At 48.2% G+C, this 22,819-nt stretch carries 18 protein-coding genes; 17 read left to right on the forward strand and 1 reads right to left on the reverse strand.

Annotation, left to right across the window (positions count from 1 at the left end; translation table 11 throughout):
- Positions 1–301 precede the first annotated feature (301 nt).
- Together argF and GS601_RS17200 are read left to right on the forward strand one after the other, a co-directional pair.
- Complete coding sequence (gene argF, locus GS601_RS17195) at positions 302–1,264, forward strand: ornithine carbamoyltransferase (protein ID WP_162424522.1); 963 nt, start codon at positions 302–304, stop codon at positions 1,262–1,264.
- A 126-nt stretch (positions 1,265–1,390) separates the two neighbouring features.
- Positions 1,391–3,994, forward strand: a complete 2,604-nt coding sequence (locus GS601_RS17200; protein WP_162424523.1) for a M1 family metallopeptidase — start codon at positions 1,391–1,393, stop codon at positions 3,992–3,994.
- Positions 3,995–4,125: 131 nt separating this feature from the next.
- Here the strand turns inward: GS601_RS17200 and GS601_RS17205 are convergent, their stop codons facing one another.
- The gene (locus GS601_RS17205) at positions 4,126–6,063 is read right to left on the reverse strand and encodes an iron uptake porin (protein ID WP_162424524.1); all 1,938 of its coding nucleotides are present in this window, start codon (positions 6,061–6,063) and stop codon (positions 4,126–4,128) included.
- A gap of 1,390 nt (positions 6,064–7,453) precedes the next feature.
- On the opposite strand from GS601_RS17205, the gene GS601_RS17210 reads away from it, so the two are divergent.
- From GS601_RS17210 to GS601_RS17280, 15 genes are all read left to right on the forward strand, one after another.
- Positions 7,454–8,683, forward strand: coding sequence for an MFS transporter (locus GS601_RS17210; protein ID WP_162424525.1), 1,230 nt, complete (start codon positions 7,454–7,456; stop codon positions 8,681–8,683).
- Between the two features lie 566 nt (positions 8,684–9,249).
- Positions 9,250–10,119, forward strand: a complete 870-nt coding sequence (locus GS601_RS17215; RefSeq protein ID WP_162424526.1) for a hypothetical protein — start codon at positions 9,250–9,252, stop codon at positions 10,117–10,119.
- Between the two features lie 88 nt (positions 10,120–10,207).
- Entirely contained in the window at positions 10,208–11,653 is a 1,446-nt protein-coding gene (locus GS601_RS17220; RefSeq protein ID WP_162424527.1) for a phage tail sheath C-terminal domain-containing protein, read from the forward strand.
- A gap of 26 nt (positions 11,654–11,679) precedes the next feature.
- Positions 11,680–12,183: a hypothetical protein gene (locus GS601_RS17225; RefSeq protein ID WP_162424528.1), complete on the forward strand. Its 504-nt coding sequence runs from the start codon at positions 11,680–11,682 to the stop codon at positions 12,181–12,183.
- A gap of 9 nt (positions 12,184–12,192) precedes the next feature.
- Positions 12,193–12,666, forward strand: coding sequence for a hypothetical protein (locus tag GS601_RS17230; protein ID WP_202925170.1), 474 nt, complete (start codon positions 12,193–12,195; stop codon positions 12,664–12,666).
- Positions 12,663–13,925, forward strand: a complete 1,263-nt coding sequence (locus GS601_RS17235; RefSeq protein ID WP_162424529.1) for a hypothetical protein — start codon at positions 12,663–12,665, stop codon at positions 13,923–13,925. Before GS601_RS17230 ends, GS601_RS17235 begins: the two co-directional genes overlap by 4 nt.
- A gap of 44 nt (positions 13,926–13,969) precedes the next feature.
- Complete coding sequence (locus GS601_RS17240) at positions 13,970–14,518, forward strand: hypothetical protein (protein WP_162424530.1); 549 nt, start codon at positions 13,970–13,972, stop codon at positions 14,516–14,518.
- 32 nt (positions 14,519–14,550) lie between these two features.
- Entirely contained in the window at positions 14,551–14,967 is a 417-nt protein-coding gene (locus tag GS601_RS17245) for a hypothetical protein (RefSeq protein ID WP_162424531.1), read from the forward strand.
- Positions 14,968–15,103: 136 nt separating this feature from the next.
- On the forward strand, positions 15,104–15,325 hold the full coding sequence (locus GS601_RS17250) for a hypothetical protein (protein ID WP_162424532.1): 222 nt from the start codon (positions 15,104–15,106) through the stop codon (positions 15,323–15,325).
- 3 nt (positions 15,326–15,328) lie between these two features.
- Positions 15,329–15,979, forward strand: a complete 651-nt coding sequence (locus GS601_RS17255) for a hypothetical protein (protein ID WP_162424533.1) — start codon at positions 15,329–15,331, stop codon at positions 15,977–15,979.
- A 5-nt stretch (positions 15,980–15,984) separates the two neighbouring features.
- Positions 15,985–19,716, forward strand: coding sequence for an IPT/TIG domain-containing protein (locus tag GS601_RS17260; protein WP_162424534.1), 3,732 nt, complete (start codon positions 15,985–15,987; stop codon positions 19,714–19,716).
- Between the two features lie 15 nt (positions 19,717–19,731).
- A complete protein-coding gene (locus GS601_RS17265) occupies positions 19,732–20,724 on the forward strand; it encodes a hypothetical protein (protein ID WP_162424535.1) in 993 nt (330 codons plus the stop codon).
- 13 nt (positions 20,725–20,737) lie between these two features.
- A complete protein-coding gene (locus GS601_RS17270; RefSeq protein WP_162424536.1) occupies positions 20,738–21,541 on the forward strand; it encodes a phage baseplate assembly protein V in 804 nt (267 codons plus the stop codon).
- Between the two features lie 9 nt (positions 21,542–21,550).
- Positions 21,551–21,883, forward strand: coding sequence for a hypothetical protein (locus GS601_RS17275; RefSeq protein WP_162424537.1), 333 nt, complete (start codon positions 21,551–21,553; stop codon positions 21,881–21,883).
- 27 nt (positions 21,884–21,910) lie between these two features.
- The gene (locus GS601_RS17280) at positions 21,911–22,726 is read left to right on the forward strand and encodes a glycosyltransferase (protein ID WP_202925171.1); all 816 of its coding nucleotides are present in this window, start codon (positions 21,911–21,913) and stop codon (positions 22,724–22,726) included.
- Positions 22,727–22,819: the final 93 nt, after the last annotated feature.

The following is a 22,819-nucleotide window of genomic DNA, read 5'->3' on the forward strand; positions in this document are numbered from 1 at the left end:
AAAATACCAAAAGCCTTGTTGGATTGCTGGTCTAGCCTCCTGTGCTACGCTGCTTGAATTGGATAAAGTCGAGCTAAGAGCCGATGGGTGGATGGGTGGTTTAAGCAAGCGAGAACGGCTGTAACTTACCCCCACTTCACGGTAGCTGCTAGCACAATTGTCAACATAACCTCAATATAACCTTGGGCTATCGTCCCTAGATTTGGTAGGGTTTTAAGGTGCGCTCCTCTATCCCCTTTTTTGGGCAGAGGAGCGATTTTCGTTCCATTGCCAATTTTTAGAGGAGCTATTGAAGATCGCTATGGGAGGATTGAAAGGACGGGACTTGCTCAGCTTGGCAGATCTCAGCAGTGATGAGATGAAGGAATTGCTTGATCTTGCCGCTCAGCTTAAGGCAGGAACGATTCGCCCACGGGCTGAAATTGAGGGACGTGCGCCTGTGTTGGGGTTGCTGTTTTATAAAGCTTCTACTCGAACTCGCGTCAGCTTTTCAACTGCCATGTATCACTTGGGCGGGCAAGTCCTTGATTTGCCGCTCCATGCTACCCAGGTGAGCCGAGGGGAACCGCTTGTGGATACGGCGCGTGTGCTCGATCGCTACCTCGATATTCTCGCCATTCGCACGTTTGACCAGCAGGATTTAAAGGTATTCGCCGATTATGCTAAGGTGCCGGTGATTAATGCTCTGACTGATCTGGAGCATCCTTGTCAGATTTTGGCAGATTTGCAAACAATTCAAGAAACCTTTGGAGCGCTATCGGGGCTGACGCTGACCTACCTGGGAGATGGTAATAATGTGGCGCATTCGCTGCTACTGGGTTGTGCGCTTGTTGGCATGAATATTCGGATTGCTGCACCAGAGGGGTTTCAGTGCGATCGCGCGATTGTTGAGCAAGCTAGTGCGATTAGCGCAAGGCGCAACTCCGAAGGAACCGCGGCTGGAAAATCTGAAATTCTGCTTACCTCTGACCCGGTTGAAGCGGTTACGGGGTCTCATGTCCTCTATACCGATGTGTGGGCAAGCATGGGACAAGAAGATCTGGCAGAATCTCGCATTCCGGTGTTTCAGCCCTATCAAGTAAATGACGACTTGCTGCACCATGCAGATAACGAAGCGATCGTGCTTCACTGTCTTCCGGCTCATCGTGGCGAAGAGATTACTGATGCGGTGATGGAAGGTGCTCATTCTAAAGTTTGGGATCAGGCGGAGAACCGGATGCATGCCCAAAAAGCTTTGTTAGCTAGCTTGTTAGGGGCAATTTGAGGCGGCGATCCTAATTTTTTTCACGGATCAATTAAGCTGAATAGGCAAATTCTCTAGATATTGTTCATAATCGAAATGAGTTTGCCTAAGCAGTCATCTAGTGTTGAAAAGGGTCATTTGAAAGCGATGTTGCACTCTAATGGGTTTGATTCGGAAAATAGTCACAAGCAGTTTGAGTTGCCGGGGGCGCGCCCTCACTACACTCCTGATCGTCCGGGTCAGGTTGAACATATTTCTCTCGATTTGACGCTCGATCTGCCCAATCGTTCGTTTTGGGGCAGGTGCATGACGCGGCTCAACCCCATTCGTGATGGCATCACTCGCTTGACCCTAGATGCGGTGAATCTGACGATCGAGTCGGTCAAAATTGGCGAGGTCGATGGGGAAGGGGATCAGGCGGTTGAGCAGAAATTTGACTACGATGGCGAGCAGATTCAGGTGTTTTTGGCTGAGCCGACTCAAACGGGGAAGGGGATTGAGCTTGCGATCGCTTACCGGGCAGATCATCCTCAACGCGGCATCTATTTCATTGCCCCCAATGAGCACTACCCCGACAAGCCGATTCAGGTATGGACTCAGGGCGAAGATGAAGACTCGCGATTTTGGTTTCCGTGCTTCGACTATCCGGGACAACTGGCAACCTCTGAAATTCGGGTCTGTGTGCCTAAGCAATATCTGGCAATTTCTAATGGGGAGTTAGTGAATACTGAAGCCGATGATGAGTCTGCAACCTATCACTGGCGGCAAAATGAGGTTCATCCTACCTACCTGATGACCTTGGCAGTGGGCGATTTTGCCGAATTGAAGGACGAGTGGAACGGCAAACCTGTTACCTACTATGTTGAGAAGGGGCGGGAGCAGCAGGCGCGGCTCAGTATGAGCAAAACCCCACAGATGATTGAGTTTTTCAGCCAAAAATATGGCTATCCCTATCCGTTTCCAAAATATGCTCAGGTCTGTGTCGATGATTTTATTTTTGGCGGCATGGAGAACACGTCTACAACGCTGCTGACCGATCGCTGTTTGCTGGATGAACGGGCTGCGATCGATAACCTCAGCACCGAGTCTTTGGTGGCGCATGAACTGGCGCATCAGTGGTTTGGTGATTTAGTGGTGATCAAGCATTGGTCTCATGCGTGGGTGAAAGAAGGGATGGCGTCTTACGCAGAGGTGATGTGGGTTGAAAAAGAATATGGGGCGGACGATGCCGCTTATTATTTGCTGGGGCAAGCGCAGGAATATTTGGATGAAGACTCATCGCGCTATCGGCGATCGCTGGTGACTCATGTGTACCGAGAAGCGATCGAACTCTACGATCGTCACATTTACGAGAAGGGATCGTGTGTCTATCACATGATTCGGAAAGAGCTTGGTGATGAGTTGTTCTATAAAACGATTTCGACTTTTTTAAGCGACAATGCCCATCGCACGGTGGAAACGGTTGATTTGCTCAGAGCCATTGAGAAAACGACGGGGCGCAATTTGATGTTTTTGTTTGATCAGTATGTTTACCGGGGGGGACATCCTGATTACAAGGTTGCCTATGGGTGGGATGCTGATAGCAGTCTTGCAAAAGTGACGGTGACGCAATCGCAAACGGAACTTTTTGATCTAAAACTTGCGATCGCAGTGGGATACCTTCAAGCAGACGCTGCCCCGATGCTAAAACCCTTCACGGTGCGAGTTTATGAGAAAGAGCAAAGTTTCTATTTTCCTTTGGAGAAGAAGCCTGATTTTGTCAGTTTTGATGTTGGCAATGGCTATCTCAAAACGGTTGCCTTAGACTATCCTTTTCCTGAATTGAAGGCGCAATTGCAAGCCGATCCTGATCCAATTTCTCGCCTGTATGCGGCAGAAGCGATCGCTAAAAAGGGGGGATTAGAAGCGGTTAACGTGCTTTCTGAGGCGTTGCAAAAAGAGGGGTTTTGGGGTGTCAGAGCTTATGTTGTGCGGAGTCTTTCGACGATCAAGCTCGATCAGGCGGTGAAAGGCGTTCTGGCTGGATTGCGTGACGAGAATGCTAAGGTTCGACGGGCAACTGTGGAGAGTTTGGCGCACATTTCTACGGACGAGAGTTATCAGGCGCTCAAGGCGGTTGTAGAGCAGGGGGACGCGAGTTATTACGTTGAGGCGGCAGCGTTGCGGAGTTTGGGACGAGTTGCGGCGGCTGGCTCTGATGATGTGGTTCAAGCCGCGGACGTGTTGCAGGTGATCGGGCGGGTGCTGCAACAGCGGCAAGGCTGGAATGAGGTGGTGAGAGCAGGTGCGATCGCAGCCCTCAGCCAACTCAAGACTTCTGAAGCTGCCCTCAATCTGATTTTGGAGTACACCCAACCGGGCATCCCACAACCGTTACGCCTTGCTGCTATTCGCTCTCTCGGTGCGATTTCTACTGGGCAAACCAATGTCAACGTTGAGCGGATTTTAGAGCGGTTGAACGCTCTATCGCGAGAAACGTTCTTTCTGAGCCAGGTTGCGGTTGCGATCGCGCTTGGGCAAATGGAAACCGTCCACGCGATCGGGGTTCTTCAAGCGTTGGCAAATCAAACTCCTGATGGTCGCGTCCGCCGCATTGCCGAAGAATCGATTCAAACTGTTCAGAAGACTGTGGGGACTGATAAAGCTGTGAAGCAGTTGCGGGAAGACCTTGACCAACTTAAAAAAGAAAACCAAGATCTTAAAAGTCGGCTAGAGATGTTGGAAGCAAAGTCAAGTGCCTCACCACGCTGAACTACGCTGCCACTACGCTGCCATGAAGGATCAAGGTCAAGCAAGGGCGTTTGTGCCTAGAACTGAAGAAAAAAGGCGCACTGGGGTGCGCCTAAACAGAACATTAACGACAAAAGATTGACTATCACGCCTTAGAAACTAAACTGTGTCCGGATGTTTCCGACATACACTGTTGAGTTACTGGCAAAGTTGTTTGGGTTGAAGATGGCATAAAACGCAGGTACGATCGCAATATTGTTGCTCAGGGGGTAGAAGTAGCTCGCTTCTAATTGGTACTGGGTTCCGCCGTCGCCGCCGCCTGCTGCAAAAAAGCGCCGTCCTCTTGTAATGTCCATTGGCATCAGGAATGTCACCACACCCAGCGCACCCTTTTTACCCAGATCTGGGAAGCCGACCCCCACTTGAAACGATTGCGTATTTACCGTTTCATCGATCGGATTGAGCTTGGTTGTGGCGTAGCCGTAGCGCCCAAAAATGCCAAATCTTGGGGAAATTAACCAGTCAAAGTTCACCGTAAATGCATCTGCCGCCGCGTATTTTAGCCCTCCTGAGGTTACTCCTCCTGTGATTGGGTCAAGTACAGAAAACCCAGGACCAGCATCTACATAGCCATAGGGCAACGGTTCTCCGATCGCGCCGCCCACCTGCCCGCCATAGGCTTGAATGCGGGAGTGGTTGTAGCCCAACCGCAAATTAAAGGTCGAGCTTGGAGAGAAGGTTAATTCAGCCGTGGTGGTGTTTGTGCCGCCAAATAAACCAAATGCTGGATTGCTAGATGTGTTGAAGCCAAACTGAGACGGCAGAAATTCGGTGTTTTCGCCTAAGTATCCTGCTGCAAACCGTAACTGAGGGCTGATGTTCCATTCGATCACCGCGCCCGAACCGCGATCGATGGTATTTGTCTGAGTCGAACCAATCGAGTCAAAGCTACTTGCGCCGGTCAAGAAAAAGGAAAATCGGTTGAAGTCAAAATGGCGATACCAGTTAACACGTGGACCAACGGTGACGGTAATGCTTTCACCAACCGGAAAGCTGTAGAATAAATCATGAATGACGACATCGTTGCGACCATTGACGGTGCCTGCTGTCTGATCGGTAAATGGAACGCCACTAGCGTTGAAAAAGCCCGCAGAAGCAAACTGGTTGTAAGGTGAAATTCCGTTGCCTGCTGCCAACTGTGTGATCAGGCTATCTCTTCCGGTGAAGGAGGTGGTGAGGGTTAACCAGGTGAGAAAACTAAACGTTGTTTCTGCACTATCTGCTTGCCCAACAACTGGGGTGCCTGCGGCAGTTCTAACTCCGGCAAACCGGGCCTCTGCTGGGGAACCGGGAACGCCTTCATACTGAATGTCATCGCCAGTAAATGCACCTGTGATGTTAAACCAGCCTAAACCGCTCAGTTTTGTTGTGGTCGAAAACTGTTGCTTTTCTAAGGTCGTGGTTCGAGCTTCGAGGGCATCGACTCGACCGCGTAGGGTGGCTAATTCCACTGAAAATTCTTCCTGGAGCTTTTGCAGGGTTGCTAGGTCTTCTTTTTTGACGAGATCAGCCGTAGAAGCTGCGATCAATTCGTTTACCCGATCGAGGCAGGCATTTAAGCCCGCCGCAAATTCGTAGCGCGTTGTTGCTCGGTTTCCGCGATAGGTTCGGTCAGGAAATCCTGCGATGCACCCGTAGCGCTCGACGAGAGACTGCAAAGCTTGAAATGCCCAGTCGGTGGGTCTTACATCTGTCAGTTGAGAAACTGAGGTCACCTGTGACATGTCATCAGTTGCTTCTACCTCGTCGGCAGGGTTGGTTAAATTGTGTGGGGTTGGTGCTATGGGCTGAGTGGCATTGGGCTGTTGAGCAAGCTTTCGCTTTGAGGAGATGTTGCTTGGCAACGCTTGTAAAACGCTTTCTTCGGCAGGTGCGGTGGCATCGATTAGGCGGCGGGTAGGCGCATCTGTCTGGTGTAACTCTTGAGAGCTAGCAGAGTTGTGAATTTCAGCAGCATTAGTTTGACCTGCAAACAAAAGTGCGATCGGCGCTATCAAAAATAATTTCCAACTGTTGATTTTGGTGAACATTAACTCTCACACCGTATATCTAAAGGAATAGAGAGACATGTTACCAGAGAAAAACTATTTGTAATGTAATATCTCGTACTTAGATGAGCCGAAATTATCCGGATCAGGCTTCGGGCTTAGGCTTTGTTTGATTTGTGCAAGCTACAAGCTCAATCTAAAGGAGACGAACTGATGCAATTTCCTCGAAAGCCCTCTTTCCCAGAAGGTGTTTATTTAACGTTTTGCAGCAAGGTAATTCCAGCTTACCCAACCTTCTTTTTTAATCCTAAGTTGGGTTGTATTAGACTCGATATAGGACTCAAATTAAGTCTCTTATTCTCGTATGAGACTATCTGGGTTGTAACTATTAAATCTCATGGGAAATAGTGAGACTCTATATTGGACTACAGTTGAGTCGCATATATGAGACTTGAGATTGGTTTTTTCATGAGACAGGTGCAGAGTTTCATTTGGGACAAAGAGACTCTATCTTGGACTAATATTAAGTCTTATATAAGATGACGAGAATGAAAAACGCGGTTTTTGTCGAGAGCAAATTTATCTTTGGCTTATGGTAGCTGCTTTAAGACTAAATTCAGCCTACCTAAGCCGCCTTTCCGCTCCCAAATTCAGATTTTATTAGACCCAAAATGGGACTCAAAATTAGTCCCATGATTTTATAATGAGACTAATCAACGTGTGAATCTTAAATCTCATGTAATTTTTTGAGACTCTATATTGGACTACTTTTGAGTCTTATCTAAGATTGTGAGAAAGAGAAGCCAGAGTTTTTGCGGTTAGTAACTTACTTTTCTGGCGTTGCTGAATCTAAGTATGCATCGCAGATCTGCCCTCTCCCTAGCCCTTTCCCCAAAGGAGAGGGAACAAGAATTTTAGCTCTCTTTTCCTCAAGGAGAAGAGTTGGAAAGAAGGGCAAATCATACTTGCATTCAGCAACGCCCCTTTTCTGACTTTCGGTAAGATGTTGTTCAAGATTTAAAGCGGGATCTGATCAGTGCCTAAAATTTAGTCCAATTTTAGTCCAGTAAGTTTATCTCTGCTAAGTTTTGCTCGCATAACTCTTTGCATGTAAGGTTTTTGGGGTGAAATATTTATAGGAACTTCTGCGGAAAAGGCAGCAAACCCAAGCTACTGCCTACCAAAATCTTGCTGAGCAGAGCAGTCTCGACAGTATCACTGACGTTACCCTAGACTAAGTGTTAGCCGTCCTTATCTTTACCTGCATCGCGACGATGATATTCCCTCCCTGGTAAGTTTCTGAAACGCTATCCAACAGGCAATTCGCCCGCTCACTGAGGCGAAGAGTTTGTTCGTGGATTCCCCCTCCAAATCCCAACGCTGTGACAAGACTGCGTTGGTCTGTAAATTTGGAGAACGGGAGAGTTTTACAATGCCTTTGAATGGTCAAAACAAAAGAACCAGGACAATTATCTTATTCATCAGTCTCTTTCTAGCGATCGCAGGATTAGATGAAATTGTGGATGGTGTGATGGGCGCAGCCTATCCACTGATTCGCCATGATCTACATCTTTCCTATGTAGAAGTTGGCTTGCTGCTGACGATACCAAATACGCTCAGCAGTATAGTTGAACCGATTTTGGTAGTGCTGGGAGATCTCGGTCATCGACGATTCTTGATTTTGGGGGGAGGCATCAGTTTTGCGATCGCTCTCTTGCTCATTTCCCTCAGCCATCACTTTTGGGGTTTATTAGCGGCGTTGATTTTGTTTTATCCGGCATCTGGTGCATTTGTCAGTTTGTCTCAGGCAACGCTGATGGATTTGGAACCCACCCGCCACGAGCAAAACATGGCGCGTTGGGCATTGGCAGGATCGATTGGGAATGGGATCGGTCCTCTGGCGTTGGTGGGTGCGATCGCCTTACACCAAAGTTGGCGGAGTATCTTTTTCATCTTGGCAGTTCTGGCGCTGGGGTTGGTCAGCCTGATGTGGACATCTCCGATTGCTAGAGCAACGGCATCTACCCCAGTTGAGCCACCCTACCCTAGTTTCCAAAAAGGTATTTGTTATGTTATCCACGCACTCAAACAACGCAATGTCCTACGCTGGTTAACCCTGTTGCAATTTTCAGATTTAATGTTGGATGTTCTGCGTGGCTTTTTAGCCCTCTACTTCGTGGATGTTGTCGGTACAAGTAGTACACAAGCGAGTTTTGCTTTTACCACATGGTTGGGGGTTGGCTTATTAGGCGATGGGTTGCTGATTCCTTTGCTGGAACGGGTGCGGGGCATCCAGTATTTACGGGTGAGTGCATTCCTGGTTCTATGTCTTTACCCTACTTTTCTAGTGATTCCAAATGTTACTACCAAAATTGTCATTCTTGGCGGTCTGGGCTTTCTAAATGCTGGTTGGTATTCCATCCTTCAGGGGCAACTCTATACCGCAATGCCAGGACAAAGCGGCACCGTGATAACGCTCAATAACCTGGCGGGTTTATTCGGTGGTTTCATGCCCCTAACATTAGGTTGGATAGCACAGCAATATGGATTGCAACCAACAATGTGGCTGTTTCTAGCTGCACCTATCGGCTTACTGATTGGGTTACTTCAAAGGCAACCCTTCACAGCGATCGCGCCTGCTTCCAAAGATGAGGACGTGTAATCGGTGTAATCGCGCTATGCAGATCAACCTCTAGAATGCCTGTATAACCCATCTACAAAAACGCTTTACGTGAGCCAAAGGCAATGCGTCAAATCCAAAAAATGACTACAGTGAGTTCCACAGCCTTTGTTGAACTTTTGTAACAGTTAGGTGCTGTTATTTGGGCAACCGTCTAGATTGGAACTGAAAAGCGTCAAGCTTGGTAGTCTAAGAAAATGCCTTAAGCATGGTCGTTAAGAGAGTAGTCAACCTGCGATCGCACAAGTTGTAGCTCAGGTCATTGACTCTTTTTCAAACAACTGCTCGTGGTAACGCATCTGTTGCCAACCATCAAAAAATCATCATTTTTAACTGTGACCTGTGCGATAAAAACCAGGTCAGGCAAGCCTAAGATCAACTTTGATTTCAAAGCCATCGCAACACCAATTGCTGCGGTTTGCAGTGCAGCTTGCCTTTCGGGATCGTCAACGTCTCCGCTTTAATCCTGCTCGTCCACGATTTATCTATAGATGAATTCTCCCCATGACTAGTAGGGAGAATCACGCCTCAGTTTGGGAGATTTGTGTATGTTAAACAGCTTGTTAGATGCGCTCAGAGTCCATCTTCCTCCTCCGGTTGCTGGAGTGCCGCTATCGAGCCTTTCTGCGGTGAGCGTGGTTGACCGAGCGATCGGGATAGGCAACCGGCGGGGGAATGAAACTCGCGGTGGCTTCACAGTGGTGGCGCTAAAGGGAGGACGGCTGGATACGGTAGTGCGGTTTCAATTGTGGGGCACTCAGCCGAGTCAGGTCGATAGCGCGATCGCGCTGCTACGAGACAATATCGAGGCTGCAAAAAACGGGCTGCGATCGCAGGGATTGCTTCGCCTGACCGCGCAGGCAACCTCTGTTCCAGAATTTAACTCGACTTTAAATGCTTGGATCGGAACGACCGATTATCAAGTCTTGTATGAGTTTCATTTGGATGATACAGAGGGTGCAGAAAGTTTAATCGCCCGAATTCCGATCGAGATTGATAGTGGATTCGGCGAGTCTACCGTCGTCACCGATCATCTTGTGCGATGGGACGATCAAGCCGCACCTACGTTAGAAGTTCGAGGTCAAGGGGGTGCAAACTTGCGAGTAGATGGGTTATCGATTTTGGCGTTTCTACCTGCGGGTTGGAACGGCAGTTCGGTAACAATTTCTAGCATTGTTCAAGGCATTGAATCTACCCAAACGTTTAGCAGCGTTAGAGCGTTCTTAGAAGAGTTCGTACTAGAGAACAAAACTGCGGTTTTAGGCGGCAATATTTACCAATCTGGATATTGGATTTTGCCAAAATCTGGTTTTCCTAGCTCAATCACCTTAACGGGTAATAGAGATGTGTTTCAAGTTAGCTATAGTGATGACAAGTTTGATAGTAATGCCATTTTCTATCTAAGGCTCATAAGCTAACTGCTGCATTTTATTTCAGTTTCTTTAGTGAACATCGCTCGAATTCGGAGTTCTGATTTAACCTGTTCAAAATTCAGGAGGAATCCTAATGCCAGAATTGATTCTGCCAGGTGTATTTATTGAAGTGAGAGCCGAAGCCCTCATTGTTGCAGGAAGTATTACAGTCAGCAATATTGGAATTGTGGGAACTGCCAAGCGCGGGCCCGTTGGAGAGGTCACTATTTTGGGGAGCTACGCTGAAGCTAGAGAAACGTTTGGCTCCTACGACCCGTTTGAGAACCCGGATACGGCGAATAACCCACTGACCTTAGTCCGGGCGCTAGAGCTAGCTTACGCGAATGGGGCAACAACGGTGTTTGCCGTGCGAGTGACCGGCACAGAAGACACAGGCGATCCAGAAAACTCTGTAGCAGCTTGGGGAAAATTTAGCAAAGCCCGAAAAGCATTTCATAACGTTGCCAGCGCGGGCGGCATTGCTACGATTTTGAGGGCAAAAAATCCTGGTGTGTGGGGTAACGAGATGACGATTAGCGTGACTGATGCCGCCCCAAATGTCACGGTGACGCTAAAATACAGCGCGATCGAGGAAACCTACACCGTTAAAGACGGCAAAGAATTACTCGAAAAAATCAACGCTCCCAACACTGGATCTTTGTTGGTCAGTGCCACAGAGGGAAATCAACCGACGCAAGCACCGGGCGTGACAACCGAAACAGCCTTCACTGGAGGCGTCAACAGTAACGATGCAAATGACACCGACTATGGATTAGGACTCGATCAATTGCAGAATGAGAATGCTCACATCATTCTGGCAGCCGGACGAGACGGAGCGGCGATCAACAGCAGGCTACAATCCCATGTTGAAACCGCTTCGACCGATAAAATTAGGCGCGATCGCATCGCCGTAACTGGAAGTGCGCTAGGTGCGACAGTCCCGCAAATCTTAGCGAACACGCCAAGTAGCGATCGCACGATCTTTGTTGCACCGGGCATCAAGACCAGCGACTCAGCCAATGCAGGCAAGGAAGTCACGCTCTCTGGGGCTTATGCTGCTGCTGCTGTGGCGGGTGCAATCAGTGCCCGTGATGCACACATTAGCCTGACCAATAAAACCATTTCTGTCAATGCGCTAGAAACTAAATTTACACCCGCGCAATTGGAACAGTTAGTGACCGGAAGAATACTGGCGTTAGAGCAACGACAAGGATTTCGGATCGTCAAAGGCATCACAACAGATGATGGTGCATTTCGGCAAATTACCACCCGTCGGATTGTCGATTTTGCCAAATTTGGAGTGCGATCGGCATCCTCACCTTACATCGGATTGCTGAACAACGATCGAGTGCGTAAAGCCTTGAAAGGCTCGATTAATGGCTTCTTGGCGGGAATGGTCGATGATGAGATGCTGATCAGTTACGAACTCGATGTGACGGCAACGCGAGAAGAAGAAATTCGCGGGATTGCCAAAGTCATTCTCACTCTGCGACCAACGTTCAGTATCGACTTCATCAAGGTCACGATGTTCTTAGGCTAGTGTTCTTAGGATAAGGAGAGTTATCAATGGCAAATACCAATGTGTTTCGCGGTTCAGATGCGACCTTGACCCTTGCGATCGACGATCAGCCCGAAGGACAAGCCGCCCAAGAAATTATCGAATTTTATCAACTCAGTCCCGTCGGTCGCGCCACCAGTGTTGAGGTGTATGTGCAGACCGACTTGGAACTCTTTCACGAAATTGGCAAACGCCACCCTGCCGCCCTACGACCGGGCAATATCAACATTTTCGGCAAAGTGGGGCGAGCCTACATCAATGGCGCGTTGCTGCGGCTATTACTAGGCAAAGGTGCGCTCGTGGCGCGTGAACAAGAACCCTACCCGCAACCGTCTTTCAATCTATTGCTGGACTTAAAAGATCCGGCGGTTCCCGATACGAGCAGTACGCTGACGATTCACGGCGTCAAATTTGAGAACTGGGCATATAGCCTACCCGAAGATGACTTTGTGATGGAGTCGGTGACGTTTAAGGGCTTGTTTATCACGGTCGAAGATAAAGAAGCGGCGTGAGGATAAATTATGATGACGATGACCGCAGAAGACCTCCTAGCAGGCAGTTCGTTAACCCACGAGGTTGATGTTCCGCCTGAGTTGCTCGGCTCCCATGAACCCCATTCCACTCGCTCACAGGTGATGTTGCGTCCGCTCACCGTGCGAGACTTACAGCGCATTGCCAAAGCGGCTCACGACGATGAAAAGCTTTCGGCATCGCTGATTATTCAACAAGGTTTAGTGGAACCTGCCCTGAAGTTAGACCAAGTTTCTCAACTGCCTGCCGGACTCGCTCGATTTTTGGTCGATCGGATCAATTCGATTAGCGGCATTAGCACCCCGCAAGATGAGTTGGCAGAATTAGTTCAAGCGCCCTTAGCCCGTGCTTGCTTTGTCTTGGCAAAAGAGTTTGGCTGGACGCCCGAAGAGATTAGTGGAATGACGATTGGACAAATTTTGCTTTACCTGGAAATGGCAAGAGGCGGAGGTGAAGCAAGATGACGCCAACGCCAGATCTGCGCCAGTCAATTTACCGCTTGTCGATCGCGTTGGTGAGTGGAAACGCTCCCCAGTGCTGGCAGCGCGATGTGACTCACGCGATCGCACGTTGGACTCCGTTCTGGCAATCGGGCACTTGGGTCAGCGCGATCGCATCAACAGATCTACACCTCAACGAGCAAGCCCTGTTTGGATCTTGTTTTAACTCAGTCATCCAAGAGGTGCCTCTAGAATCAGAGTCACAACCCATTCCGAAATCGAGCCATCGAATCGGATCGAGTGAAATAAACGGTCGCGATCGCAGTTCTCAATTACCGTTCAAACCTGAGTTACGCGCCTGTGTTCAACAGAACCAGACAAAAACAACACCCTCAGATCGAGTTCGGCGATCAGTTAAAACCTTACCAAGCGAATCGCAACTGCAACACCAAGCAAGTCACGAAATACTATCGCGCCTTGCTAGGAAAACACAGGTTTCTCAGTCGCTTTCTTCAGGTCATCGAGCCATTTCGCCTGCGGTGATCACGCTGCTCCGGTCTCGTCCGTCAATCCGTGATGGGCATCCTTTTTCGGCTTACCCTCCTAGATCACTGCGCCGTCAATGGTTGCATACATTGGGTGAACGGGTTCAGGGTTCTATCAAACTGTCCCAAGAGAACGGAGTGAAGTTAGCAAAAAGCGCAACACAGGAATCACCAGTACCCGAAATGCAACCCGTTGAGGAAGACCTGATTCAGCCTTGGGCAATGCCACTAGATGGAAAGAAAGTCTCGACCGCGTTTCTGCTGCAATTCGTAAGTGCGAGCAATTCTGGGCAACCCAGGCGCGATCGCACCGAACAGTCCCAAAGCCGCCCAGCGTTTCCTTCGGAGGTGCGCTCGGCGCTAATCGCACCTCCAAATACCGTTCTGAACCGTTTGAATGTTCCTGAAATTCAAGCTTTCCAGCAACGCAAATCCCTCCTGCCCGATGCGCCTTCCAGCCATCGAACAGAGCAGCCTGTGACCCATCCAGTTCAAATTCAGGGAGGGGTAGGGGATGCGATTCCTTCGGAGTTGCGCTCGGCGCTAATCGCGCCTGAAGTTTGGGCACGTTCTCCTAAGCTTATCCCACACCAAAGCCCTGATGCAATGGCTAAGGCAATAGTTAAGGAAACACAGCCCAGACAACTGCCAACCGTTGAGAGCGATTTGAATGTCCTTGCCACGAACATGAAACGCATTCTAGACGAAGAAGCCCGACGCTATGGAATTGACGTGTAAAAGCGATCAATTAATTTAACACTCCACATAACAAGGAGGTGACAATGCAGCCAATGCTAGACGACATTGAACTGCCCCAGGTTCAAATGATCGATACCCACGAAAAACGAATCCTAGCAGAACACAAACCTCCGGGGATGGCGGGTAGTTTGTTGCAAAACTTAGGACGACAACCTACGTGCCTTGTTTTGTCTGGCGTTGCCACAGGTACAGATGCAGCAGGCTTAATTGAAAAACTCAACGATAAATTTCAGAATGGGCAACCTCTCCCGTTCACCGCAGACATCGTTGCTGATGCAGAGATTGAACAAATGGTGATCGATGATTTGCAGGTGCAAGATCTAGCAGGCAAACCGCAACGCTACGCTTATTTCCTGACCTTGCGGGAGTACATTGAACCCGTAGAACCAGAGGACGCTTCTTTCCTAGACACCGATATTTTGGGAGATGCTCAAAATCTCATGAGTGATCTAGTTGAAGGATTAGATATAGGACTAGATTTTGCGACAGGTTTAGAACGCTTTATTGACCCACTAAGTGGCTTATTAGAGCGACTTCAAAAGTTTCGAGAAGATGTCGATCGAACTCGTTAATGATTTAACTTAAATGTCAAAAGGAGACCAAAATGGCGACGAACCTCTATCAAGAACTCAAAGACGTATTACAAGACTTCAAAACGTTCCTGGACGACAATGTAGGCACGATCAAACCCGCCGTTCAAGCGTTGGGATCAATTGTGCCTCAAATTAACGAACTCATTAACAAACTCGTGGACTTAATGGGCAAGCTCAAAACCGAAATCAACAATCTCAATGTTGGGTCAATTCCTGGCTTAGGAGAAGTCTCCACCTTTACTGACAAAATCAAGTCTTTCCTCAACACTGCCAAAAACCTATTACCCTCAGAAGCAGGCACAATCGATGATGTCCTCGGTGTTGCAGATGTCATTGGAGGACTCCCTTCTGTCGATGAAGTTAAAGGTGAAGTGATCACCTTGATTGACGCGATCGTTGTGCATTTAAACTCACTAAAAGCAGCATAATTAACATTGCTAAAAGAGGAATAAACAATGAATACAAACATTTTCGACAAAGCCAAACTATTTTTTTCAATTCCTTGATCCTTGTCGGCTAATCAGGCGATTTAGATCATCAAACCAGCGAAAAGATTCTAGCGCAATGGCAATATTAGAAGTGTCATTACGAGAATTGCTGTTGCAACTGGATGATCCAACACTCGCAAGTGCGATCGCGGCTATTCCACAACCAGCAATGCAACGCTTAATTGAAGGTCTAAAACAAGTTTTGAATGCTGTTAAGAATCACCTTCAAGAAGTAGAAGAGTCGGAAGAACTTCGCTCACTCGTGGATCAAATTTATACCAAGCTGGAGACACTTTAGGCTATGGCGCAACCAATGCTAGGTGAGGTCGAACTACAGCTAGTTCAAAATATAATTGCAGACGAAGATCAAGTCCTGAATCTGCACAGTATTCCGGCGCTCGAAGGAGACTTCTTCCAGAAACTAGGGCGACGCATCTCCCGAATCACCCTCACCGGGGTGATCACCGGAACCGAAGCAGGCGAAGGACTGACAACCTTGCGGGAAAAGTTTCGAGCGGCTGAACCCGTTTCCTTTGTAGCTGACATTGCGACTGCCACCAAACTCGATCAGGTGGTCATTGAAGCCATGGATGTGCGCGAACTAGCAGGTAAACCAGAGCGATTTGAGTATGCCTTAACGCTTCGGGAATTTATTGCCTCGCCCCAAAGTCTGCAAGAACAACCCGCGATCGTAGAGGCTGCCGTGAACCAAGACAGTACTCAACAAACCCAACAAATTGTTGAAAACATTGCCTCAGCTGTGGGTGAACTAGAGGTGCAGGTCACATTGGCAGGCGATCGTCAGAATTTTACAAACATTGTGGTTTTAGTTGAAGGACAGGCAGACTCTGGCGATCGCGTCACCTTTGTCTTGGAAGACCAACAGGGAGGCGTCTACAGTCGAGATAACGTACCTGCGGGTTCTTATACGATCAAGGCATTCAGGAGGTGAACACTGTGAGTAATGGTACAGAAACACAAGGCGTCATTGAAAGTGGACAGCAAGCTAGTTTTCAATTAACTCTTGGCGATCCTGATTTTTGTCGCATTCCAGCCGCAATTTTATTTGATAATAATCGTTCCTTTGTGTCACCTCTTCCAGAACACAAACAGGCTTACCAAACTGCCCTCGATCGCATTAATGCAGGGGGAGGGCAATTAGTTGTGGTCGGTCACACAGACGACGTTGGACAAGTCGATCTCAATGAAAGGCTCTCTGTGAGACGAGCACAAGCAACTCTAGCCGTTTTGGCAGACAACACAAGTGAGTGGGAAAGCATCTTTATTGCAGAATCATGGGGAGATGATGAGTTTCGGATCATGTTGACAGAAGTGGGGCTGCCAACTACGGCTCAATCGATTCGGCAACATCGGGAACGAACAGCCGCAGGAGAACAGCGGCGATCGCTACTGTTTACCCAATATTTTCAGAAATTACTGAATAATCCTAGTTCCTCACCCACCGTTTCTTCACTATCTCCTCCAATTTTAGGGTGTGGTGAACAGCATACGTTGGCACCCGGAAACGATCGTCCTAGCCGTCGCGCTGAGTTTATCTTTTTCCTAGCAAACCAATCTCCAACTGTAGCCTGCGACCAATATTTGCTTTGGAGAAATCCATGTGCGCCCCTGTCTTTACCACCGCCTCAACAAGTGAATGCTTTTTTTGTCTCGGTGAGCGGCAGTGATACCGCCGGAACAGGTAGCGCAAGTCAGCCTTGGCAAACCTTTCAGCATTCCCTTGCTGAGATCAGCAGACTACGGCAATCGAATCAGCATGTAATTTTGAATGTGTTGGCAGGTGTCTACAATGAGAATGTTGTTCTACCCACCGAGACCACGTTACTAGGCATTGGTAATGCGGAAGTTCGTTCTGTCCCTAATACAACAGCACCAACAATCGAAGTTGACAACGTTAGAAACAGTCGAATTAGAGATCTAAAAATTACACAGGGTCAACGCTCAGGCATCGAAATTAAGAATTCAGATGATGTTGAAGTAAATGGTTGCGAGATTACTGATAACTTCGCACCTCGTGGGGGTGGAATTAAAGTTGTTAACTCTACTAATATTAAACTAGAGAGTAATCAAATTCAACGCAATCAAGCAGGTACGATTAGTACTGCAATTATTAATATTGACATTGATGTATCAGTCGTTTTTGATCCAGGAATTGATGTATTTGATATACAACTAGGCGATGCTCACGGGGGCGGCATTTATCTAGAAAACAGCCAGCAGATTTTGATTCGCAACAATCAGATTCTAGAAAATAGAGCCATCCTATTTGGTGGGGGAATTGCCATTGATAATCGTCCCGGATTTGATAGTGCGATCGAGGTTCGAGATAATATCATCACCTGTAACCAAGTTTCCCACGGGAACTTACAGCCACTCCAGGCACCCCCTATTACCTGTAGTGTGCAAGATATGAATGACCCCGTTGTGGAACGGGCAGAAGCAGAAACGATTGATGAAGCGGCGGCTAAGGCGATCACCCTCCTGCATGGTGTGGGTTTAGAAAGTGGATTAGGCGGAGGCATTGCGCTGAGACACGTTTCACCTCAGACTCGCATTCTCGGCAATACGATTGGGGCAGAGTCTAGACCGAATCGAGCGAGACGAGGCGGTGGAATTGAGTGCTTTACTGGCGCGTATCCTCATATTGAAGAGAATGCGATCGCATTTAATCTAGTCTCAGATGATGGAGGTGGAATTGCGATCGATCAGTTTGATCCATTTCTTTCCCGCAGTCAGCCTACTTTTCTAAGCTTCAGACGCGGTTCTATCTTTCCCCGACAACCTATCCGGCTCGTGAACAATCGAATCCGTTTCAATCGCAGCATTGAAGATGGGGGTGGACTCTATGGAACAGGAAATGCTCAGATTGAAATTCGGGGTAATGCCACCGTGATTGAAGGAAATCGAGCGGGGGAAAACGGAGGCGGATTACGCATTTCCTACGCAACTCGAATGATTGTTGTTGGGGCGAAAATTCTGAACAATCAATCCAACACGATTGGAACAGAGCGCGAAGGTGGTGGCGGAATTGCTGCTCGGAACGCCGAAATCCAGCTTCAAGATTGTGAACTGAATGGCAATATTGCCAACCACTTTGCAGGGGGTGCAGCCTTCTGCACGTCTACGTTTGAAGGCGGATTTAATCGCGAAGGATTTGTTGCGAATCGACAGGGGCAGTTTGACGAGATTATGTTAGTCGATTATGGGTTCACAACCCGACGATATCTGTTCGATCAGTGTCGAGGTAGAAGCAATGAAGCGAGAGGAAATTCTGGTGCCGGGGGCTTTCTCTACGCGCTGAGGGATTCGACCGTTCAAGACGGTATTCCGAGAGGTGGTATCTTCCCAATTCAGGTTATTGTTCGGGGAGATCGCACTGCTATCGGAGAAAACACGTCTTCCTATAACAATGCGGCTAATCCAGGCGGTGCATTGCAAAAACGAGGTAATGTGGTGATTGAACTGTCAGGACGCCTCAGCGCAAACCGCCCAGAAGATCGGGCGATCTTTTTTCCAGATGTGCCTGCTTCTCCAACTGGAATTGCACCCTCAACGCCTTCTCCCTCCAACCATCCAGTTGTGATCATCCATCACGATGGACGACCAGACGACCATCCAACCACGTTTCCCTATCAAAATCTTTCGCCCCGAATTGATGATGTGCAGCCTCGATTTGGTTTAGTGGCGGGAGGAACTAGCGTTACGATCAGAGGTCAAGATTTTTTACCAGGGGTTCAGGTTTTGTTTGGGACTGCGCCTGCCACAATCAACACCGCGACAGACGCCCTGATCACCGTTACCATTCCCCCTAACGCAAGCGGATTCGTTGATGTTACTGTCCGTAATCCCGATTCTCAAACTGATATCGTTCGCGATGGATTTACCTATGTTTTACCGCTCACTATTATTGACGTACAGCCTCGATCGGGTTCCAGCCTGGGTGGGACTTTAATTACGATTACTGGAACAGGCTTCTTGACGGGTGCAACTGTCTTGATAGATGGACGTTCTGCTACTGTCGTTTCAGTATCAGCAACCCAAATTACAGCAGAAACCCCCTCTATTCCTGGCAGATCTGGGGTCGTTGATGTTGAAGTGCAAAATCCGACAGGGCAATCTGAGCGCGTGTCCGGTGGGTTTACTTACTTCGTCAGTTCACCCAGAATTTTTGGAATTCAACCTCGATCAGGGGCAAGTACGATCGGCGTTCCGGTGACTGTTTCCGGTAATGATTTTCTACCGGGTGCAGAACTCTTATTTGGAGGTCAGCTTGCGACTAATATTGTGGTTTCTACAACACAAATTTCTGCAACGACGCCTATACAACCAAATCTCTCTGGATTGGTCGATTTACAAGTCACCAATCTGGATGGTCAATCAGACAGGGTATCGGGTGGATATGAATACATTCCACCGCCCAGAATTAGTGATGTTCAACCTCGATCGGGTGCATCTACAGGTGGCGATCTAATCACCATCACAGGGTCAGGATTTCAGTCAGGCATTACTGTCTCGCTAGGTAGTTTTGCTGCTACAAGTGTGACTGTGATCTCTGCAACTGAACTCACAGCAATTACTCCTGCTAGTTCAACCGGAGCCGTGGATGTTGTTATCCTCAACCCCGATCGTCAGGTTGATCGCGTTTCTGGTGGATTCACCTATCAATGAAGCGGAGAGAGCATTATGTTTACACCAGCTTACAAACTTACGATTGGTCGCAAAGTCATCGATACAACCAGCGAACCTCAAGCCAGCACGATCGTCGATCTGATGGTAAATCTTGACTTGAATACACCGAGCGATCGCTTCATCTTAGTTCTCGGTCAAGTTGGACGTTTTAAACCCAATCAAAATGACGACGTTAAACTCGAACTAGGCTATGCAGATGGTGATCTAACTCAAGTGATTGAAGGAAAAATTACAACGGTTGAACCCGGACTCACGACGAATCGAATTATTGGATACAGCGTTGCCTCAGAATTGCTGCGAACCTTTGTAGATGAAACCTTTGAGGGCAGAACAGCAGGTGCGATCGCACGAGAGTTAGCAGGTCGTGCATCGGTTGAGGTTGCGATCGCCGAAGATGGCATTCTATTTCCAGGCTACGTCATTGATGGTCAGCGTAGTATCTATCACCACATCTATGATTTAGCCGTGTTGTGCGGCTTTGATTTTTATATCAACGCTGAAGGTGAGTTAGTGTTTAAGAAATTTATCAATGGCAATCGAATTCACATTTTCGAGTATGCGAAACACGTTTTATCGTTAGATGTGCTAAAAACGCCGCCGCGTGCAACGTCAGTAGAAGCGTGGGGAGAAAGTCCGGGGGGCAGCCGGGGTGAGCAAGCCTGGGTTTGGCTAACGCGAGATTTTAGTAATTCTAAAGTAGCCGTCGGATCAGGCAATCCTAAACTGCTCTTAGAGCGATCGACCTTGCGTACTAGAGATGCAGCGCGAATGGCGGCTGATGCGGCACTTACTGCCATTGGGCGACGGACTCTTCGCGGAAAACTGCTGGCACTTGGGCGAGCGGAAGTGACGTTAGGGGATTCGATTCGGTTGCGCGATGTGCCCGACTCAGCGTTGAACGAAACCTTTCAAGTTCGTAGCGTTACTCATCACATTACCAAGCAACGTGGTTTCACAACTGCGATCGAGTTTCAAAGTCTTGCTTAATTGGAGCTAGTGTATGTCTTCTATTGTCAGCACCATTCAAAAAATCGTTCAGCAGGAGTTGCAATCGGTTCGCATTGCCGAATTGGGACTAGTGGAAGCGGTGTATCCGCACCAGGCAAATGACGACAGTGATAACTATGGCTGTGATGTGCGCCTGAAAAATAGTGGGTTGCTGCTCCGAAGCGTTCCGATCGCGACCAGTCACATTGGCAGTGCTGCCATTCCAAATGTGGGCGACTTGGTGCTGCTGACGTTTTCCAAAGGAGATGTGAATCAACCGATTCTGATTGGGCGGCTGTATAACGAACGCGATCGCGCCCCGTTAAATCGCACCGATGAGCTAATTTTTCGCTTACCTCTGGCTCAGGAGGATAATAAAACACTCAAGACCGCGATTCGGAATATTCAAAGTAATGACTTGCCGCGTGAAATCTTGATGGAAATGCCGCCCAAAATCACCGTCAAAATTACAGACGGTACAGTAACCGCAACGGCTGGCAAAACTGAAATGAAGTTAGATCAACCGGATGGGAGTGGTGGCAAAGTCACGGTGGTAGCGGGGCGAACTAAAATCATCATGAATCAAGATGGTGACGTAATGATCGAAGCAGTCGGAGCAATGACGCTAAAAGCAAATCGAGATCTAACACTGCAAGGACAAAATGTCATCATTAAAGGTCAAATGAAAACGGACATCGAAGCTGGAACTCAGGCAACGCTAAAAGCAAACTTGGGTGCAACAGTTAATGGAGGCTTATCGACAACTGTTCAGGGCGTCAACACGTCCATCAAAGGAATCACTTCATTTTCACCGTAAGGAGACACTATGCCCGGACTTCCCGTAACGATCGGTACGGCTGTGATCATTACGCCTGGAGCGACAGGAGTGCCAGATTCAGGCATTATTCTCACGGTGCTACCTCCCTTTATTACAGCGAATGGTTTGCCGCTTGCAACATCGGGTTCGATCTGTCAGATGGTTAATTCCCTAACGGGTGTTCCCTATCCCTTGGTGATTGGCACTCCTGGAAGTCTTGGCGTGACGGTTGGAGGACGATCGCTCGTTCGGGTTGGCGATCGCATTCCAACTCCGCCCGGTATTTTGACCATTTTAGGACCTCCGGCGGCTCCGTTCATCATTGATCAGTGGGGAGCGTAATCTATTTCCCGTAGTGTGGGGATTGTTATGTCCATTCCAATTTCAAATTTAATCTCAATTGTGATCACAACGTATAATCGAGAGCGTTTTTTAGCAGCCGCGATCGAGAGTGTTTTATCGCAGACTTATCAAAAGTTTGAGTTGCTGATCTGGGATGATGGCTCAACAGACGGATCGGTTTCTCTGATTCGTAATTACGCTCGAAATCGCCGTGTGCAAATCGTTACAGCCCCTCATCAAGGAAGAGTGCCTGCCCTGAAAGCTGCGATCGCGCAAACCAAAGGTACTTATTTAGGATGGATTGATAGCGATGATTGGTTAGCGCCAACGGCACTAGCAGAAACGGCGACGGTATTGGAGCAATATCCTGAGATTGGGTTAGTTTACACGGATCATATTCTAGTGGATAGAAAAGGTACCGTGTTGGGTAATGGACAATGCCATCAAATCCCGTATGCTCGAAATAGATTACTGTTTGATTTCATGACATTCCACTTTCGGTTAATGCGTCGCACCGCCTTCGAGCAGGCAGGAGGAATTGATCAATCACTCGACTATGCTGAAGATTATGACCTCTGTTTGCGGCTTTCAGAGGTAACGGACGTGTGGCACGTTGCTCAACCGCTTTACTACTATCGTCGCCACCCAGAGAATATGACGGTGCAGTACCAATGGGAATTAAGCCTTGCGTCTCAAGCCGCGATCGCACGAGCAGTAAAACGGCGAGGATTAACCGATTGGTTTGAGGGGGAGGGTCAATTCCTGCAAGGCAGATGGCAACAGCAAAAGGGCGCAAATAAATCTGCGGCAAAACGGGTAAATTGGCTGCTTGGAATTGAATAACTTTGGTAAACCATAAGGTGATAAATTTTTTGAAAATGCTCGACACGAGCCGTTCACTTTAGCTATAAAAAACGTATTGATGTTTATGACTAC

Source organism: Myxacorys almedinensis A (genome assembly GCF_010091945.1).
Lineage (GTDB): Bacteria > Cyanobacteriota > Cyanobacteriia > Leptolyngbyales > Leptolyngbyaceae > Myxacorys > Myxacorys almedinensis.

Coding starts and splice junctions, on each gene's coding strand:
- argF (WP_162424522.1), top strand. CDS start 302: ATGGGAGGATTGAAAGGACGGGACTTGCTCAGCTTGGCAGATCTCAGC.
- GS601_RS17200 (WP_162424523.1), top strand. CDS start 1,391: ATGTTGCACTCTAATGGGTTTGATTCGGAAAATAGTCACAAGCAGTTT.
- GS601_RS17205 (WP_162424524.1), bottom strand. CDS start 6,063: ATGTTCACCAAAATCAACAGTTGGAAATTATTTTTGATAGCGCCGATC.
- GS601_RS17210 (WP_162424525.1), top strand. CDS start 7,454: ATGCCTTTGAATGGTCAAAACAAAAGAACCAGGACAATTATCTTATTC.
- GS601_RS17215 (WP_162424526.1), top strand. CDS start 9,250: ATGTTAAACAGCTTGTTAGATGCGCTCAGAGTCCATCTTCCTCCTCCG.
- GS601_RS17220 (WP_162424527.1), top strand. CDS start 10,208: ATGCCAGAATTGATTCTGCCAGGTGTATTTATTGAAGTGAGAGCCGAA.
- GS601_RS17225 (WP_162424528.1), top strand. CDS start 11,680: ATGGCAAATACCAATGTGTTTCGCGGTTCAGATGCGACCTTGACCCTT.
- GS601_RS17230 (WP_202925170.1), top strand. CDS start 12,193: ATGATGACGATGACCGCAGAAGACCTCCTAGCAGGCAGTTCGTTAACC.
- GS601_RS17235 (WP_162424529.1), top strand. CDS start 12,663: ATGACGCCAACGCCAGATCTGCGCCAGTCAATTTACCGCTTGTCGATC.
- GS601_RS17240 (WP_162424530.1), top strand. CDS start 13,970: ATGCAGCCAATGCTAGACGACATTGAACTGCCCCAGGTTCAAATGATC.
- GS601_RS17245 (WP_162424531.1), top strand. CDS start 14,551: ATGGCGACGAACCTCTATCAAGAACTCAAAGACGTATTACAAGACTTC.
- GS601_RS17250 (WP_162424532.1), top strand. CDS start 15,104: ATGGCAATATTAGAAGTGTCATTACGAGAATTGCTGTTGCAACTGGAT.
- GS601_RS17255 (WP_162424533.1), top strand. CDS start 15,329: ATGGCGCAACCAATGCTAGGTGAGGTCGAACTACAGCTAGTTCAAAAT.
- GS601_RS17265 (WP_162424535.1), top strand. CDS start 19,732: ATGTTTACACCAGCTTACAAACTTACGATTGGTCGCAAAGTCATCGAT.
- GS601_RS17270 (WP_162424536.1), top strand. CDS start 20,738: ATGTCTTCTATTGTCAGCACCATTCAAAAAATCGTTCAGCAGGAGTTG.
- GS601_RS17275 (WP_162424537.1), top strand. CDS start 21,551: ATGCCCGGACTTCCCGTAACGATCGGTACGGCTGTGATCATTACGCCT.
- GS601_RS17280 (WP_202925171.1), top strand. CDS start 21,911: ATGTCCATTCCAATTTCAAATTTAATCTCAATTGTGATCACAACGTAT.